Source organism: Methylobacterium sp. 285MFTsu5.1 (genome assembly GCF_000383455.1).
Taxonomy (GTDB): Bacteria; Pseudomonadota; Alphaproteobacteria; order Rhizobiales; family Beijerinckiaceae; genus Methylobacterium.
This window is the reverse complement of the sequence record NZ_KB911284.1, coordinates 1-17,322: the sequence shown is the minus strand read 5'-3', so window position 1 is coordinate 17,322 and position 17,322 is coordinate 1. Positions and strand designations below refer to the sequence as shown.

The 17,322-nt window shown below is 72.0% G+C and carries 14 protein-coding genes, 1 rRNA gene and 1 pseudogene; 11 read left to right on the top strand and 5 right to left on the bottom strand.

Translation table 11 applies throughout. The features are described 5' to 3' along the window. Positions 1–70 precede the first annotated feature (70 nt). The 8 genes from H288_RS0120320 (at position 71) to H288_RS0120285 (ending at position 7,515) form a co-directional block, all read left to right on the top strand. Positions 71–1,411, top strand: coding sequence for a histidine kinase (locus H288_RS0120320; RefSeq protein ID WP_020094411.1), 1,341 nt, complete (start codon positions 71–73; stop codon positions 1,409–1,411). Between the two features lie 8 nt (positions 1,412–1,419). Then, positions 1,420–2,079: a response regulator transcription factor gene (locus H288_RS0120315; protein ID WP_020094410.1), complete on the top strand. Its 660-nt coding sequence runs from the start codon at positions 1,420–1,422 to the stop codon at positions 2,077–2,079. A 411-nt stretch (positions 2,080–2,490) separates the two neighbouring features. Further along, a complete protein-coding gene (locus tag H288_RS0120310) occupies positions 2,491–2,733 on the top strand; it encodes a hypothetical protein (protein ID WP_020094409.1) in 243 nt (80 codons plus the stop codon). A 55-nt stretch (positions 2,734–2,788) separates the two neighbouring features. Then, positions 2,789–3,679, top strand: coding sequence for an SMP-30/gluconolactonase/LRE family protein (locus tag H288_RS0120305; RefSeq protein WP_026605126.1), 891 nt, complete (start codon positions 2,789–2,791; stop codon positions 3,677–3,679). 77 nt (positions 3,680–3,756) lie between these two features. After that, entirely contained in the window at positions 3,757–5,586 is a 1,830-nt protein-coding gene (locus H288_RS0120300) for a glycoside hydrolase family 15 protein (RefSeq protein ID WP_020094407.1), read from the top strand. 59 nt (positions 5,587–5,645) lie between these two features. Continuing rightward, complete coding sequence (locus H288_RS0120295) at positions 5,646–6,158, top strand: hypothetical protein (RefSeq protein WP_026605125.1); 513 nt, start codon at positions 5,646–5,648, stop codon at positions 6,156–6,158. 312 nt (positions 6,159–6,470) lie between these two features. Next, the gene (locus tag H288_RS0120290) at positions 6,471–6,695 is read left to right on the top strand and encodes a hypothetical protein (RefSeq protein WP_234083189.1); all 225 of its coding nucleotides are present in this window, start codon (positions 6,471–6,473) and stop codon (positions 6,693–6,695) included. A gap of 469 nt (positions 6,696–7,164) precedes the next feature. Continuing rightward, positions 7,165–7,515, top strand: a complete 351-nt coding sequence (locus tag H288_RS0120285) for a hypothetical protein (RefSeq protein WP_020094404.1) — start codon at positions 7,165–7,167, stop codon at positions 7,513–7,515. A gap of 95 nt (positions 7,516–7,610) precedes the next feature. Here H288_RS0120285 and H288_RS0120280 read toward each other — a convergent pair whose 3' ends face one another. Next, positions 7,611–7,904, bottom strand: coding sequence for a hypothetical protein (locus tag H288_RS0120280; protein ID WP_020094403.1), 294 nt, complete (start codon positions 7,902–7,904; stop codon positions 7,611–7,613). A 129-nt stretch (positions 7,905–8,033) separates the two neighbouring features. Then, positions 8,034–8,618 (bottom strand): hypothetical protein, encoded by a 585-nt coding sequence (locus H288_RS33545; protein ID WP_020094402.1) that lies wholly within the window; start codon positions 8,616–8,618, stop codon positions 8,034–8,036. Positions 8,619–9,133: 515 nt separating this feature from the next. On the opposite strand from H288_RS33545, the gene H288_RS0120270 reads away from it, so the two are divergent. After that, complete coding sequence (locus H288_RS0120270; RefSeq protein WP_020094401.1) at positions 9,134–10,330, top strand: FAD-dependent monooxygenase; 1,197 nt, start codon at positions 9,134–9,136, stop codon at positions 10,328–10,330. 193 nt (positions 10,331–10,523) lie between these two features. On the opposite strand, the gene H288_RS0120265 is transcribed toward H288_RS0120270, so the two are convergent. Further along, the gene (locus H288_RS0120265; protein WP_020094400.1) at positions 10,524–11,279 is read right to left on the bottom strand and encodes a DUF72 domain-containing protein; all 756 of its coding nucleotides are present in this window, start codon (positions 11,277–11,279) and stop codon (positions 10,524–10,526) included. On the opposite strand from H288_RS0120265, the pseudogene H288_RS32580 reads away from it, so the two are divergent. Next, positions 11,274–11,708: pseudogene (locus H288_RS32580) on the top strand (DUF4186 domain-containing protein). The gene H288_RS0120265 and the pseudogene H288_RS32580 sit on opposite strands and share 6 nt — an antisense overlap. Positions 11,709–11,803: 95 nt before the next feature. On the opposite strand, the gene H288_RS0120255 reads toward H288_RS32580, so the two are convergent. Both H288_RS0120255 and H288_RS0120250 read right to left on the bottom strand, forming a co-directional pair. Next, positions 11,804–14,188 carry a DNA topoisomerase gene (locus tag H288_RS0120255; RefSeq protein ID WP_020094398.1) on the bottom strand — a complete coding sequence of 795 codons (2,385 nt, stop codon included), beginning with the start codon at positions 14,186–14,188 and terminating at the stop codon, positions 11,804–11,806. A 375-nt stretch (positions 14,189–14,563) separates the two neighbouring features. Further along, positions 14,564–16,330 carry a monovalent cation:proton antiporter-2 (CPA2) family protein gene (locus H288_RS0120250; RefSeq protein ID WP_020094397.1) on the bottom strand — a complete coding sequence of 589 codons (1,767 nt, stop codon included), beginning with the start codon at positions 16,328–16,330 and terminating at the stop codon, positions 14,564–14,566. Positions 16,331–17,001: 671 nt separating this feature from the next. On the opposite strand from H288_RS0120250, the gene H288_RS0120245 reads away from it, so the two are divergent. Beyond that, positions 17,002–17,322 (top strand): 16S ribosomal RNA (locus H288_RS0120245); the annotation flags it as partial.

Genomic DNA, 17,322 nt, shown 5'->3' with positions numbered 1-17,322 from the left:
GCGGCTTGCGCGCCGGGCCCTTCCCGGTGCCAGATCGGCACGTCGCTTCGAGCCCGGCCGTTTCGCCCCCATGAGCCTGCCCGCGCATCTCGGCCTACGCCTCCTCGTGGTCGCCCTCCTGTGCCTGGCCGGAGCGGTCGCCTGGACCGGCTTCGCGGCCCAGGCGAGCCTGCAGCGGGAGGCCGCGACCTCGGCGGAGCGGATCGCCGCGCAGCTTGCGCGTCAGCCGGGGCTCGGCAGCGCCGGTCCGGTCGCGATGCCCGCCGCGCCGCCGCAGCCCGCACCGGCCCTCCTCACCATCCTCCCGGGGATCTGCGCCGACATCCAGCTCGGCGTCGAGTTGCCGCGGCGCGTCTGCGGCGACTGGGATGGCCTCGATGCCGCCCCCGCGTGGTTCCGGGAGGCGGTTACGGGGGACGCCGCGGCCGCGCCGACGATCCGCGCGATCGTCTTCCGCGAGCGCACGATCGGCAGCGTCACCGCCTGGCCCGATCCGACCGCTGCGGCGGCCCGCGTCTGGCAGCGGGTGCGTCTCGCGGGCGGGCTCGCGCTCGCTCTGACGGCGGCGACACTGCTCCTCAACTGGCTCGCGGTCACGCGCCTCGTCGCGCCCGCCGGGCAGATCGTGCGCGGGCTGGCGAGGCTCGACGCGGCCCGGACCCGGTCGCCGCTGCCGCGCTTCGCCGCCGCCGAGTTCGACCGGATCGCACGCGCCTGCGATGACCTCGCCGACCGGCTCGCCCGCGCGGAGGCCGCGCGCGCGGAGCTGATGCAGCGGCTCGTCACGGTGCAGGAAGAGGAGCGGCAGGCGCTCGCGCGGGACCTGCACGACGCCTTCGGCCAGTGCCTCGCCGCCGCGGGCGCCCGGGCGGCCGCGATCGAACTCGCCGCGCCCGACGACCGCGAGGATCTGCGCGCGGACGCGCGCGGCATCGAGGCCGTCCTCGCCACCATGCGGGAGAGCCTGCGCGGGGCTCTGGCACGCCTCGAACTGCCCGACCTCGCCGAGACCGGGCTGGAGGACGCGCTGCGGGGCCTCGTGGCGGATTGGCGGGCGCAGCTCAGGTCCGGCCCGGCCCTCCATCTCGACGTGGCCGGCGACCTCGCCGACATGCCCGTGACCGTGTCGGCGAGCCTCTACCGCATCGCGCAGGAGCTCCTGACCAACGCCCTCCGCCACGGGCGTCCGAGCCGGATCTTCCTGCGGGTCGTCCGGACGGAGACCGGAACGCGGGCGGTGACGCTCACGCTGGACGACGACGGCAAGGGCGATGTCTCGCGCACGGCCTCCGGCACCGGCCGCGGCCTCGTCGGCATCCGCGCGCGGCTCGCCGCCCTCGGCGGCAGCTTCACGCTGACCGGCACCGGCAGCGGGATCCGCGCCTGCGCGACCGTCCCGACCGCGGTCTGAGGCGTCTCATGCCCACGTCCATCCTGCTCGTCGACGACCATCCGGTGGTGCGCGAGGGCTATCGCCGCCTGATCGAGCGACAGCCGGGACTCGTCGTGACGGCGGAGGCGGCGAGCGCGGCGGAGGCCTACCGCCAGTACAAGGCGCACGGGCCGGATCTCGTGATCCTCGACCTGTCGCTCCCGGGGCCGAGCGGCATCGAGGCCATCCGGCACATCCGCCAGTGGGACGGGGCGGCCCGCATCCTGGTCTTCAGCATGCGCACCGGAGCCGTCGTCGCGCGCCGAGCCTTCGCCGCGGGGGCGTGCGGCTACGTCACCAAGGCGAGCCCGCCGCGCGCGTTGCTGGCGGCGGTGGCGGCCGTGCTGCGCGGCGAGCGGGCGATGAGCGCCGACATCGCCCACGCCATCGCCCAGGACGAGGTGGCGGGCGGGCGCTCGGCCGTCGACGCGCTGAGCCCGCGGGAAGTCGAGATCCTGAGCCTGACCGCGGGGGGGATGACGGCGCAGGCCGTGGCCGAGGCCCTCTGCTTGAGCCTGAAGACGGTGCACAACAACCTGTCCGGGATCCGCGCCAAGCTCGGTGCCCGAACGGATGCACACCTCGTCTGGATCGCCGTGGGCGCCGGGCTCGTGTGCCCGCCCGAAGAGCTGGCCGGCAGGGCGTGACGGGGACCGCGCGCATCTGTCTGAGTGACGGATGATCCTTCCCGACATCCATCGCTGAACTAAGCGCCGCGTTTAATCCGCGCCGATGCGTGCGTGAGGGCACTCCGCGATTGCATGTCACCATCTACTTTGCCATCGCGGCACGAAATGATGCGTGAAGTCACGGTTGGTGATTTTGCCGAGACTGCGGATTAAACGACGATTACATGGAGAGGGCGTCTCTGCTCTTGGTCGGCGCGGTGCGCCGGTCGCGGGCCGGTAGGGAATAACCGTGCGCCGATGGCCGTGTGGTCGATCGTGGATCTCCCTCCGGTCGTCGGCTCTCGCCCCGCGGACGAGGCGCGCATCACCGCGCAGGCAGATCGGATCGGAGATTGAATCGGGAGGCTCGCCATGACTGTCGGACAAGCGATGACCCGTGGAGCGATCATCGGCCTGATCGCGCCGTTCATCTGCATCCATGCGGCGCTGGCAGCCGCGTTCACGGGGACGGGCGGCGGCCCTGAGACCACGATCAACGCGCCGTACCGCTCGTCGGTGGGGCAGACGGTGCCGCCCGGCGCGGGGGCCGCGCCGCTGCACGATCCGCGGGAACGGACGCGACGGCAGAAGGACCTCGACGCGGTCCTCGGCAGCGTCTGCGACAAGTGCTGACGCCGTCGCGACAGGTCCGCCTCGAACATCGACCGACACGAACGGGAACGAGCATTTGCGTCCTCCGCACGACATCCGAATTCTCAGCCAGGTGCGCTGCCACCTCGGTGAAGGACCGAGCTACGATCCGCGCACCGGGACGGCGTGGTGGGTCGATATCCTGGAAGCGCGCCTGTTCGAGAAGCCGATCGCCAGCGCCCAGAAGGCGCTCGTCCACGTCCTGCCCGTCCAGGTCAGTGACATCGCGGCGATCGACGGCGCCCACCAGCTGCTCTCGGCGGAGGACGGTCTCTACGTCCGGTCGATCCGGGACGGGGATATCCGGATGCTCTGCCCCCTTGAGGAGGATCTGCACCACAACCGGTCCAACGACGGCCGCGTCCATCCGAGCGGCGCGCTGTGGATCGGCACGATGGACCGCGACGCCACCAAGGGGCGCGGCTCGATCTATCACGTGGCCGGCACGAAGGTGCACCGCCTCTTCGGCGGCCTGACGATCCCCAACGGCATCAGCTTCTCGCCGGACGGCGCCACCGGCTACTTCGTCGATACCGACGTCGGCGTGCTTCACCGCGTCCCGCTCGATCCGAGGACCGGGCTGCCGCGGGGACCGGTCGAGATCCATTTCGACCACCGCGGCGGCGAGGGCGCGATCGACGGCGCCGCCGTGGATGCCGAGGGCCTGATCTGGACGGCGCGCTTCGGCGCCGGCTGCCTCGACGCCTACAGCCCCGCGGGCGAGCGGGTCCGCACCGTGTCGGTGCCGATGCGGCAGCCGACCTGTCCGACCTTCGCGGGACGCGATCTCGACCGCCTGCTGGTCACGTCCGCCTACGAGGGCATGGACGTGGCGGACCGCGCCGAGGATCCGGAGCATGGCCGGACGATCCTGATCGACGTGGGCGCGCGGGGGCTGCTGGAGCCGGCCTTCCGGCTCTGCGCCTGACCAGGCCGGACCGCGGTTCTCGCCCGCCCTGGCCCGACATCAGCCGGCGCGTCGAAGCGCAACACCCAGGAGACTCTATGACCGACGCGGGCGAGCGCCCCTATCAGCCGATCGAAGCCTACGCCCTCCTGAGCAACTGCGAGGGGTGCGCGCTCGTCGCCCGCGACGGATCGATCGACTGGGCCTGCCTGGAGCGCTTCGACGCCGACCCGGCCTTCTCCCGGCTGCTCGACCGCCGGCGCGGCGGCCATTTCTCCATCCGCCCCGAGGGGCGGTACGAGACGGCGCGGCAGTACCTGAGCCGCAGCAACATCTTGGAGACCACCTTCACCACCCCGGACGGCTTCGTGACCCTGCACGACTTCATGGTCGGGCCTGAGGGCGGCCCGCACCGGCCGCTCCTGGTCCGGCTCGTCAGTGGCGTGTCGGGCCGTGTTCCGATGGTGGTCGCCTACCGGCCGCTGGCGGGCTTCGCCGAGTCCTTCGCGCCGCCGGAGATCGCGGGCGGCCGGGTGACGGCACCGGGATGCCCGGGCCTCGTCGCGGATGTCGAACTCGTGCGGGACGGCGCCGGGGCCGCCGCGCGGTTCGTCCTCGAGGGCGGGCAGGCGCGGAGCTTCAGCCTCTACGGCGGTGCCCTGCCGGACGCCTCGCCGGACGCGCGTGCCCTGATGGAGCGGACGCGCAAGGCTTGGGTGCTGTGGACGCAGGACGCCGCCTACACGGGACCGCTCGCCGATGAGCTGATCCGGTCGGCGCTCGTGCTCAAGGCGCTGACATACGCGCCCACCGGCGCGATGGTCGCGGCGGCCACGACCTCCCTCCCCGAGGAGATCGGGGGGATCCGCAACTGGGATTACCGGTTCTGCTGGATCCGCGACGCGTGCCTGTCCTTCTACGTCCTGAAGAAGTTCGGCATGCTGCGCGAGGCCGAGGCCTTCTTCGGGTTCGTGTCCGACCTCTGCGCGCGGGCGGAGGGGCGGCTGCGGCCGCTCTACAGCGTCTCGGGCGAGGTCGACCTCGCCGAGACCACGATCGCGCATTTCGAGGGCTGGCAGGGCAGCGCGCCGGTGCGGGCCGGCAACGAGGCCGCCGCGCAGCATCAGGCCGACGCGTACGGGCAGGTGCTCGACCTGCTCTACCTCTACACACGCCTGGGCGGCACGCTCCCGGAGGCGATGCTCGGGCACGGCGCCCGGCTGGCCGACATCTCCGCCGCGCACTGGCACCGCCCCGACGCCGGTCTCTGGGAGCCGCGCAAGCCCGAGCAGCGCTACCTCCACGCGGCGATCATGAACTGGGTCGCCCTGGACCGGGCGATCCGCCTGTTCGGCCCGCGCGAGACGTGGTGCCGGGAGCGCGACCGCATCGTCGCCTGCGTGAACGGCCCGGGGATCCACCGGGACGGCTACTACCCGCAATATCTCGACGGTGACGACGTCGACGCCGCCCTGCTGATGGCGCCCCTGGTCGGCTTCCCGGTCGACGAGGCCGCCTTCGCCCGGACCGTGGACGTCGTCATCGAGCGCCTCGGCCACGGCCACCTCGTCTACCGCTACCGGAACGACGACGGCCTGCCCGGCCACGAGGGCACCTTCCTGCTCTGCGCCTTCTGGCTGGTCGACGCGCTGCTCTGGCTCGGCCGGGACGCGGAGGCGCGGCTGCGCTTCAACGCCCTGCGCGCCCTCCAGAACGACGTCGGCCTCTACGCCGAGGAGGTCGCGCCGGACGGCGCTTTCCTGGGGAACTTCCCCCAGGCCTTCAGCCATCTCGGCTTCATCCACAGCGCCCTGATGCTCGACCTGTTTGACCACGGCGGTCGCGCGGCGGTGCAGGGCACCTACGCCGACCGGTCCCTGCGCGAGACGGCGCTGCGCCGGACACCGACCCTGGGCGGCCCCGACTGATCGCCGCCCGCCATCCGCCCGTCCGCTGTCGCCACCCCTCATTCAGCACAGGAGTGCCCATGTCCCGATCGAGCCGTCACGAAGCCCGTCTCCTGAGCGTGGACGAGGCCGATCTCGTCGCGCGCTCGCATCACCCCAGGCTCGGTGAGGCCGATGACGGCGGCTTGGCGGAGCTGGTCGCGCGTCTTCGGGCAAGCCGCGACCGTGCGCGGGATATCTCCCGCCGGCAGCGCCGCGAGCTGCGCGGCAAGGCCGCCCCGTCCGGCGCGCGCGCCGCGACCGACAATACCGGGACCCGCCGGAAGGCCGCGGTGCTGGCAGCCGCGGTGAAGCGCGCCAGCAAGGAGAGCGAGCGCAGGCGGAACGCCCGGGCGCGCGGTCGCCTGGTCACGAGCTCCCGCAGGGCGCTGGCGATGAAGCAGGCCGCCGGCGATCACGGTCTCGCGCGACCGACCTCGCGCACCGCGCACGATGGCATGCAGGCCGTTCCGAACGACAGCCTCGCGCCGTCGGGCGCCCTCGACAGCGCGGGACACGAGATCGCGCGGCGGCGCGGCGGCGGTCCGCGGTAGCGCCAGACCCGGACGGCCGCCGCGGGCGCTCCGGGCTCGGCCCTTGCACACCGGCGTCGGCTTCCGCGCCATCTCACCGGTAGCGGACGGGCCGGATCCGCGGCGCGCCTCTCTTCCGGCCGCGGCCGGTCACGGGCGCGGACCCCCGCCTCGCGGTGCGCGCCGGCGCGGATCCCGCGAGATCCCTGTCGCGGCTCTCACGCGAACCTCGCGGACGCGCCCGTCATGGAGCGACAGGAGACGTCGGTCCTGGCAGGGTGGGATCCGATCGTGGCCCCGGGCCGTAGCGGAGCGCGCCCGGACCAGGCGCGCATGAGGATGTTGTCGATGCGGGGCGCCGCGCTGATTTTCGGGACACTTCTCGTCATCGCGACCTTCGTGTGGTTCATGTACTTCGTCCCCCTGGGATGTGCGATGAACACGACGGGGTGCCGGGAGACCTTCTCGGTCTGGAGCGGCGGCGGCCTGGTCCATTTCTGGGCGCCGCTCCTTGTCGCAGGCGCGGCGATCCTTTTCGGATTGTCCGGCTCCAGGTAGATCGGCGGTATTCGCGCATTGCGAGGCAGGGCCGCCGACGCTCCGGTCGTCGACGGATCTGGTCAGCGGCGACGAGAGGGTCGTCGATGAACGTCTAGACGGCCGTGCAGCCGTTCCGGTGATCCCGCCCCTCGGTCAGGGGTCAGCTTGCCGGCGGGACCGGGCCGTGCGAGGTGTCGCACGCGACGATGCCTGACGTGAGTTGATCCGCCGATCGCATGAGCCTCGCCGTCGACCCGACCCGCGCCCGAACCCCGATGACCGCCGATCTGCACCGCGGCTATCGCGGCCGGGAGGGCGACCGACGGGCCGCGCGGGATGCCGGTCGATACCAGTTTCGGCGTCGGACAATCCCCGCGACCCGGCGAAAACGCGACTGGGCCGCCCATCGCAACATCGTGCCGGCGCCTGCCGGAGGAACCGCGTCCCGCGAGGCGGGACCGTTCGCCAAGACAGGGGATGTCTGGGAATGATCATCTGGTCCGGCTGGGGAATGCTGACGGCGCTGATCGCGGCGGCGGGCCTGATCGGCAGCGTGCTGCTCGATCCGGCGCTCACCCGCCTGGGCGTCCCGACGCCCACGGGCGTCATCCTGGTGTGGGTGGTGGCGGCCGGCTTCAACTGGTGGCTCGGCACCCGGCTGAACGGCAGGCCGGGCCGCGAACTGCTCGACCCGCGCACGGGGCAGACGGTGATCCTGCGCCCGCGCCACACCCTGTTCTGGATCCCGATGCAGTACTACTCCGTGCTCATGGTTCTGCTCGGTCTGCTCGCCGTGATCGGCGCGATGCACGCCGGCTCGCCGGGCCGGCCTGTCTGACGGGCGAGCGCCGCGCCGCGGGTGCGCGGCCGCGACCTCTCCGAGGCCTCTCCGGCGCTCGACGCCGCGGCGCAGGGATGAAGCCCGTGGCAGTCCTAGGGGCAGTCCGGAGCGTCCGGAATCGCGTCGAAGGCCTGCGGTCCCGGCTGTGCTCGGGGGCGGACGACGACGCGGACCGTGACCCGACAGTCACCCGCCCGGACGCGGTAGCGCTCCCCGTCGACGCGCTCGACTGCATCGATCGGACGCGATCCCAGCACCCGCGCGGCCGCCTCCGCGACGGCCTGGACTTCACGCACGCGTTGCCAGGACGGCGGCAGGGCGGCCTGGGAAGTCGTCGGAAGCAGCGCGAGCCCCGTCGCGCTTAGCCAGCGCCGCGCGGCCATCATGCCCGGGCCTCCCGGGTCCTGGCGGGAGCCGACACCGGCGCCGGGACAGCCGCCTGGATCGGCCGGACCGCGAAGAGCCGAAGGCGTCGGCGCGTGAGCGTCTCTCCGTTCATGCGGCGGGGACGAACCTCACCTGACCGCGAAGACGGAGGCCGGTGCCCCGTAGCGCCGGTCCCAGCCTTCCCACGCGACGTCGGTCGGTCCCACGGCGAAGTCGACGACCCGCCAGCCGTTTCCGTCCTGGCGCAGCAGCGCGGCGTAGTCGTTCGAGTCTAGATCGTCCGCGGCGCGAGGGAGGGGGCGGCCGTCGGGCCGCTGCATCCGCGCGAAGAGGAAGGCCCAGGGGCCGACTTGGTTCAGGGCGTGCACGACGAACTGCACCGGCTGTCCCCGCCCGGCCTCCGCAGGGCCCCGGGCGACATCGAGCAGGACGCGCCGCGCTGCGCCCTGCGGGGTCTCCGTCCCGGCCTGTGCAGGCTGTCGCGTGCCGTCGCCGCAGGGCTGCCAGGTTCTCTGGGCGCCGGTGTCGGCCGGGCGTCCGTGGCACCAGCCCGCGGCGGCGAGCCGGCGATCGAGGCCGTCGCGCCGTTCGCAGGCAACCTGCGTGCGCGGATCGTCGCCGGAGCCGCCGCGGCAGAGGCCGTTGGCCGTGGTCCAGTCCCGGAGAAGCGCCGCCACCGGCTCGGCGCGCGTCGCCGTCGGCGCCGCGATCATCAGGGCGCAGAGCGCGCCGACGCGCCGTGTTCGCCGGGTCCGGTCTCTCCGGCTTTCGCAGGGCGCGCGGCCATCACCGGGGAGGCCGCCATCGGCCCGCGCGACGGCGTGGCGGGCCGGAGCAGCAGATTCGCGCGTCTCCGCACCGGCGTCACCCGACCGCTCGCCAGTGCCCGGACCGCCGATGGACCTTCCGTGTCCCCCTGTCATGCCCTGAAATCCCTGCCTGCGCCGGTCTCACGTCAGCCTTGAGCAGACCAGACCGAGTTCCGCGCGCGTCCCGCGCGGGACGATCGGCACGATCGTCGCGCTCATGTTGGGCACGCGGCGAGACCTGTCGAGGGGATCGGCGCCGCCGCGGGTCGGAGCGGGTGGGCCTCCGCGGCGCTGCACGGCCGGGTGGCGATCCCACCGCCGGCACCGCCGAGACGGGAGCGTCCCGCCGCGAACAGCCGCGCTCGTCGCCGGCAACCCGTTGCACCGGGCGCTGTTGGGTCCCCGGGGGTGGTTTCCGTATGGCGCGTCGCATCCTGATCACCGGCGCCAGCATCGCCGGCAATACGGTGGCTTGGTGGCTCGGCCGCAGCGGCTTCGACGTGACCGTCGTCGAGCGCGCGCCCGCCTTCCGGGACGGTGGGCAGAACGTCGATGTGCGCGGCGTCGGTCGCACGGTGCTGCGCCGGATGGGTCTGGAACGGGCCGCCCTCGCCAGCGGCACCGGCGAGGAGGGCACGGCCTGGATCGACGGCCGGGGACGGGTCGCCGCGCGGTTCGACGTCGCCGGGGCCGAGGGTGATGGCCCGACCGCCGAGATGGAGATCCTGCGCGGCGACCTGGCGCGCCTTCTCTACGAGCCGGCCCGGGAGCGGGCCCACTATCGCTTCGGCGACCGTGTGGCCCGCCTCGCGGAGGACGGGGACGCGGTCGCCGTCACCTTCGCGGGCGGCGAGACGGAACGCTACGACGCGGTGGTCGTGGCGGAGGGCGTCGGCTCATCGACCCGCGAGCTCGTCTTTCCCGGAGAGAACGCGCCGCGCTGGATGGATCTGACCATCGCGTACTTCACGATTCCCAGAATCCCCGGCGACGACCGGATGTGGCGCTGGTTCAACGCCACGGGCGGCCGCAGCATCTCGCTGCGGCCGGACCGGCACGGCACGACGCGCGCGATGCTGACGCTCCGTCAGCCGCCCGGCGGCGAGCAGGACGGGGATATCGCTCGCCAGAAGGCGTTCCTGCGGGCGCGGTTCGCCGGCGCCGGGTGGCAGGCCGGGCGCGTCGTGGCCGGCCTGGACGCGGCGGACGATTTCTACCTCGACGTCCTGCGCCAGGTGAGGATGAAGCGCTGGTCGTCCGGACGCGTCGTGCTCACAGGCGACGCGGCCTGGTGCGCGACGCCCCTCGCGGGCATCGGCACGACGCTGGCCGTCACCGGCGCCTGCGTGCTGGCCGGTGAGCTGGCGCGCGCCGACACGGTCGCGGCGGGCTTCGCGGCTTACGAGCGGGTCATGCGCCCGTATGTCGAGAGGGCGCAGGGTGTCCCGAAGCTCGCGCCGAAGCTCATGAACCCGCGCACGCGGATCGGCATCCGTCTCCTTCACGCGGCCCTGAACGTCGCGAGCAGGCCCGCCGTTCGCCGCGTCACCGCGAAGCTGTTCGATGGGCGCTCCGAGGAGCCCGATGTCTCCGCTTACGTCGGTCGATTGGCCTGAATCGGCTCCTCGGCACACACGCTCCGGGCGGTTCCACATCGCGCGCTCGGATCGCCACGGCTCGGTTCACTGCGGGGTCTGACCTTGGCTCAGGAACGACGGCGTCCGTTGTCGGGGCCGCCTCTCCCGACAAGACCGGCTGTGCCGGCGGGGGAAAGTCCTCCCTAGAATTGTGAGATCAATGTCTGTTGTTTCATGAATCGGATCCCTGTCGGGTCTCGACGCGCGCGAGCATGTCGAGGGCATCACCGATCGCGGCGAACTCCGCGGTGTTGTCGAAGATGCACCACGCGCGTCGGCCGAGGGCCTTGTGCGCTCCGAGGCGCTCGGCCATCCGGGACAGGACGCGCGGTTCGTACGCCGAGTAGTACATGCGCGGCGAGCCGTGGAGCCGATAGTAGACGAGGTCCGGCCAGCCACCGGGCATGCCGGCGTTCCGGACCGGCGCGGGGTCGGCCGCGACACGGGCGATCGCGAGGCCGACGAGCAGGCGGTCGACATCTTCTGTGAACCACGTGGCGTGGCGCGGCTCGCAGACGATGTCGCCCGGGAAGCGCCGCCGGAATCCCGATAGGAAGGTCGCCGCGGACGGGCTGTCGAAGGCCAGACTCGGTGGGAGCTGGAGCAGCAGCGGCCCGAGTTTTGTCCCGAGGCCCGTGACCTCCCCGAGGAAGCGCGCGAGGGGCTCATCCACGCCGATGAGGCGCCGCTCGTGCGTGATCGATCGCGGCACCTTCACGGCGAAGCGGAACCCGTCCGGCACCGCCGCAGCCCATCTCGCGTAGGTCGTCGCCCGATGGGGCTGATAGAAGGCGGTGTTGATCTCGACCGCGGAAAAGCGCTGTCCGTACCGCTCCAGATGGCTGCCCGCCTCTGGGAACTGCGGCGCGTAGGCCTTGGGCAGGCTCCAGCCCGCGGTTCCGACGGCGATGGCGTCTGATGGATGCATGGAATACCGCTCGGGGCCGAAGCCATGCCGGCCCGACCGGCGATCGGTAGACCGGGATCTGCGCGCATGCGAGCGCTCGACGAGGTGTTCGACCGTCTCCCGCAATCCGCATTCCGGCGACGCTTCCGGCTGGCGATCGCCGATCGGGTCTACCTGCGAGAGAAGGGGCTCCCGACGGTCTTGGACCACGCGCGGGACTTCGTGCGGCGACGCCTCGCGTCCGCCTAGCCGAGGAACGACGGCAAGCAGACGCCCTTTCGCGGTCATCCCGTCTTCACGGCGCAGCACGCGACGGCAACCTGCTGCCGCGGTTGCCTGGCCAAGTGGCACGCGATCCCCGCCGGCCGGGCATTGACCGCCGTCGAGCAGGCCCACGTGGTCGCCGCGATCGCGCGCTGGCTGCGCTCCGAGGACCCCGAGGCCGCCTGAGCCGCGCGCCAGGCCGGGCGGCCGGCGCCGCCGAGACGGGGCAAAGTCGGCGTCGCGGACGAACGCCGCGATCCTGTCACTCCCGCCGGGGCGCTTCAGGCCCGGCGGCGTGCCGCTGCCGGTCGCGGCGTCCGGGCCACACGGCCCCGCCGCTTCTCCCGCTCCGCGGGCCGCTTGGTCTTCGCCCCTCCGGCGTTCGCCTCGTCCCTCCCCTGCCCTTGCCGCGCGGCGTGCGCGTCGAGGAAGCGCCGGCACGCGTCGAAGTCCGTCTCCGCGTCCGGCGGGCACGGGATGCCGCGCTGCTGGGCGAGGCTGCGTGCGTAGCCGACCATCGCCGCGCTCGGGCTCCGCCGGCCGTCTGCGCGGCCGGCGTCGTCCTCCTGCCCGGCACGCGGCCCGGCATGGGTGTCGAGGAACGCGCGGCAGACGCTGATGCTGCTCCTGCAGCCACGCGGCAGCGTCACGCCCTTCCGCTCGGAAAGGCTCACGGCGAACGCCACCATGGCCGGCGTCGGCGGCCGCTGGTCGCCCGGACCGGCCGGGATCAGGCTCGGATCGAGGCTGACCGTCGGCGCCTGCGCGATCGCGGTGATCAGGTCGTCGAGGCGGGCGCGGGTGCGCTGGCGGAAGGCGGTCGCGCGCGCGACCGCCTCGGCGCGCGTGGCCGCCCGTCCGATCTCGGCGAGCTCCGCCTCGAACATGGCGCGCCCGACCGGATCTCCGTAGGCCGGGAACACGCTGCGCACCGCGCTTACGAATCTCAGGCCGACCTCGGTGACCTCGATGGCCGGATCCTTGCCGGTAGACAGCGTGATGTAGCGGCTCTTCAGGAGCTTGGGCAGGATCGTGTCGCGCGTCGCGGCCGTGCCCAGACCCTTCGGCTCGTTCGGGTTGGCGGGGTTCTCCAGGGCGCGCTTGGCGGCCGGATCGTCCACTTGGTCGATCAGCCGGCCCATCACCACCGGCAATTCGCCTCGGGTGATCCGCCGCGGCGGCTCGGTCTTCGCGGTGGCGATCTCCGCCGTCGCGGCGGAGGCGCCCTCGCCGTCGGTCACGAGCGGCAGGCGGGTGGCGGTGGCTTCCGCCTCGCGCTTGGTCTTGCCGGGCACGGCATCCGTTTCGAGCTCGGCCTCGCTGCCGTAGAGCGCGCGCCAGCCCGGCGCGCGCACGACGCTTCCGGAGACGGCGAACCGCCTCACGCCCAGCGGTGTCGCGACATCCGCCGTGACGCTCGTGCGCGCGTCGACCCCGTCGGGCAGGTGCGCGGCGAGATAGGCCTTCGCCACGAGTTCCCACAAGCGGAACTGATCGGTGCTGAGACGGCCGCGCTCGGGCGCCTTGCGCAGGGGCACGATGGCGTGGTGCTCGCCCGGATCCGCGACGTAGTGGCCCTTCAGGCCGCGACGGATCAGCGGCGCAGCGTCGCGCGGAACGACTGTGCTCAGGTCGGTCAGGACGGTCGTGACGGCCGCGATGATCGCGGCGGCATCGCCGGCCTGGCCCTCGGGCAGGTGCTCCGACTCCGTGCGCGGGTAGCTGAGGTACCCCTGATCGTAGAGGTCCTGAGCGATGCCGGCCGTGTGCTGCGGGTCCCAGCCGAACCGCTTGGCGCAGCGTCGCGCCAGGGTGTCCTTCGAGAACAGCCGGGGCGGCGCGCGCCGGACATCCCTGTGCGCGACCGCCAGAGGGCCCGACCACGTCGCCGCGGCGGACCGGATCGTCTCAGCGACCGCCGCATCGAGGATCCGCTCCTTCGGGGCGTGCCAGAGGGTGATCTCCGCGCCTGCATGGGTCCTAATGTGCAGCGCGACCTTGAAGAAGTCCTGCGGCACGAAGGACCGGATCCGCTCCTCCAGGTCCGCCAGGATGGCGAGGGTCGGCGTCTGGACGCCGCCGAAGCGCCAGGGCTCCCGGAAGGCGGGCGGGCGCAGGCGCAGCGAGATCGCCCGCGTGCCGTTCAGGCCGAGATGATAGTCCTCGTACTGCCGGCAGAGCGCCTCGAGATAGGCGGCGTAGTCGCGCTCGCCCGAGGCGGGATCCTTGGCCAGGGCCGCGAAGGCGCGTCGGATCGAGACCTCGTCGAGCGCGCCGAGCTTGAGCCGGTCGACCCGGCCGTTCCAGCCGAGATGCTCGAGCACTTCCCACGCGATCATCGAGCCCTCGCGACCCGGATCCGTGGCGATGATCACGCGGTCCACGCCGCTCAGCGCCTGCCGGATCGCGGCGATCTTCGGTGCGTGCGACTGCCCGGACCGGTTCGTGCCGTAGCCGACCGGGATCGTGGGAAGGACGATCGGGAGGAGGTCGAAGCGCCAGGGCTTCCACTCGGGCCGGATGCTGCCCGGCTCCTCGGCCGACAGCAGATGTCCCTCGGCGGCCACGCAGACCGTGCTCGGCGAGCGGAAGAAGCGCTGCAACTGGCGCATCGCCGAGGGCTTCTCGAAGAAGAACAGCGTGCGACCGGAGCTCGGAGATGACATGTCGCTGACCGCTCGGGCTGTCGCCGCGCCTGACCCAGGGTTCACATTTTGTTCCAGACGGGCTCGGGACGCAACTGGCGCCTTGAGAGGGGAAGCCGTGGGGAAGCCGGCGGCGTGTCGCCCTCCCCAGGCACACCGGCCGGCGCCGCGATGCTGGAGCGGCGCTCGTACCTGTGCGCCGGGCTCGCCCGCGGCGGCGACCCGGAATACCTCCGTGGCCGGATTCCCGCCTGTGGCTGGTGCGTCGCTGTCGACCCGCGCACCGTCCTCCGAAGGCTCCGGGCACGCGCTCGCGCGCTGAGGGTTGCCCGCCCCGGGTGTCTGCCGAGACCAGCAAGCCTTCAGCGGGCACGGCACCGAGCCCCGGTCGCCGGCCTAGCCGGCCGCGTGCGCCGAGCCGGGCTTGTTGCCGTGAATGAGGTCCCGACCCGCGTAGATGCCGCCCACGACCTGCAGATCGAGACGCTCCGCATCGCGGCGCCGGACCTCCGCCAGGATCGCGCTGGCCGCTTCCGGCTCGGCTCCGGTCGTCAGGAGCGCCTGCTCGCCGAGGAGCAGAGCCGACTCGACCGTCTCGCGGATCTGGTAGGCCACGCCCGCCTGGATCAGCTCGACCGCGTGTTCGCGATCCCGGGCGCGCGCCAGCACGGGCACCAGGGGGAACTCCGCCTTGGCGATCTCCGCGACGCGTCTGGCCATCGCGGTGTCGTCGACGCAGATCAGGATCGCCCGCGCCGTCGCAGCGCCGGCCGCGTGCAGAATGTCGAGGCGGGTGCCGTCACCGTAATAGACCTTGAAGCCGAATCCCTCGGCGAGACGGATGTTGCTCGGGTTCGTGTCGATGATCGAGACCGAGCAGCCCTGCGCGATGAGCGGCTGACTGGCGATCTGGCCGAAGCGGCCGAACCCGACGATCAGGGCGCTGCCCACGAGGTCCTCGGGCGCCTCGACGCCGTCGATGGACGGGACGGCCTTGGGACCGAGACGATCGAAGGCGACGACCATCAGCGGCGTGATCGCCATCGACAGGATGATGGTGGCTGTCAGGACGGCGTTGGTCGTGCTGTCGATGATGCCCGCGCTCGCGGCGGCCGCGTACAGCACGAAGGCGAACTCGCCGCCCTGCGCCATCAGGGCCGCGCGTTCCAGCGACTCGGCGTGCGAGGCGCGCAGCACCCGGGCCACGCCGTAGATGAGCAGGCCCTTCACGGTCATGTAGGCGGCGACGCCCGCCAGGATCAGGCCGGCATTCGCGGCGATCACCGTCAGGTCGAGGGACATCCCGACCCCGAGGAAGAACAGGCCGAGCAGGATGCCGCGGAACGGCTCGACATCGGCCTCCAGCTGGTGACGGAAGCTCGACTCCGAGAGCAGGACGCCGGCCAGGAAGGCGCCCATCGCCATCGAGAGGCCGCCGAGCTGCATCGCGAGGGCCGAGCCGAGCACGACGAGGAGGGCCGCGGCCGTCATGACCTCGCGCGCCTTGGCGGCGGCGAGGAGGCGGAACAGCGGGTTGAGCAGCCAGCGCCCCGCGGCGACGAGCGCGCAGACCGAGAGCAGGGCGATGGCGACCGTGACCGCGCGCTCCGTCGCGCTCGCGGCGCTCCCGCCCGGCGCCAGAAGCGCGACGGCGGCGAGGAGCGGCACGATGGCGAGATCCTCCAGCAGCAGGATCGCCACGATGCGCTGACCCTTCGGCGTCGAGAGCGCGCCGCGCTCCTCCAGGAGCTGCATGACGATCGCGGTGGAGGTCAGCACGAAGCCGGTCCCGGCCACGAAGGCGACGGTGATCGAGAAGCCGAGGGCGAGTCCGACCAGGGTGAGGGCGGCGATGCAGGCGCCCACCTGGGCCAGGCCGAGCCCGAAGATCGCGCGGCGCATGCCCCAGAGCCGGGACGGCTCCATCTCCAGCCCGATGATGAAGAGGAACATCACGACGCCGAGCTCCGCCACGTGGAGGATGGCGTGGGCGTCCGTGAACAGGCCGAGCCCGAAGGGCCCGATCGCCAGTCCGGCCAGGAGGTAGCCGAGGACCGATCCGAGGCCGAGCCGCTTGAACAGCGGGACGGCGATGACGCCGGCCGCCAGGAGGGAGACGACCTGGACGAGTTCGCTCGCGGCACCGGATGCTTCGACGGCCATGGCGGGGTCCTTACGTGGGTGCACTGGCGCCCCGCGGCCCGTGCAGGGCCCCGACGTCGCGCCGATGGATCCATCTTGAGCGAAGCACGCGCAATCAGAAATGGAAACTATCGAAACGGATCGTTTCCATGAGCACTCATCGTGCGGCCTGCTCTGACGCGCGATCCGGAGCGAGGCCCCTCGTCCGGATCACGGAGGGGTGTGCTGAGAGGCTGGCGCGGCGACGGGTCTCTGCGCGCGGGGGCTCTGCCGGATCCGGGAGCGGTGTCCGCACACGCGGACGACCGCGCCCGTCAGCGTCCGGGGTCGAAGAAGACGGGCGATTGACAGCCGATTTCTGGCGCCCTATACGGCGCCTCCCGACGCGGTGCCCGGCCAGGGCGGGCCGCTCGGACGGACTTCCACTGAAGACTGCAAGCAACGGTCGGCGAGCGCCGAGTAGTTTTTTGTTGATCTTCAAATGGCACTTGTGTAAACAGGCGCCGTTCTTTGACAAGTGAATACGGGAAAGAGAAGCGTGGACGGCGCTTGTCCTTGCGGGTCCGGCGAGAGCCGGATCAACGAGAGAAGCGAGCTGTCTAACGCTTCGGAAGCTCACACATCCGGGTAGTGATGCCGGGATGATTGTGAGCCTCTGTCAAGTAGTTGTGATCAGCTTAGATCAATCTCTTCAACGTGAGAGTTTGATCCTGGCTCAGAGCGAACGCTGGCGGCAGGCTTAACACATGCAAGTCGAGCGGGCCCTTCGGGGTCAGCGGCGGACGGGTGAGTAACGCGTGGGAACGTGCCTTCTGGTTCGGAATAACCCTGGGAAACTAGGGCTAATACCGGATACGCCCTTTTGGGGAAAGGTTTACTGCCGGAAGATCGGCCCGCGTCTGATTAGCTAGTTGGTGGGGTAACGGCCTACCAAGGCGACGATCAGTAGCTGGTCTGAGAGGATGATCAGCCACACTGGGACTGAGACACGGCCCAGACTCCTACGGGAGGCA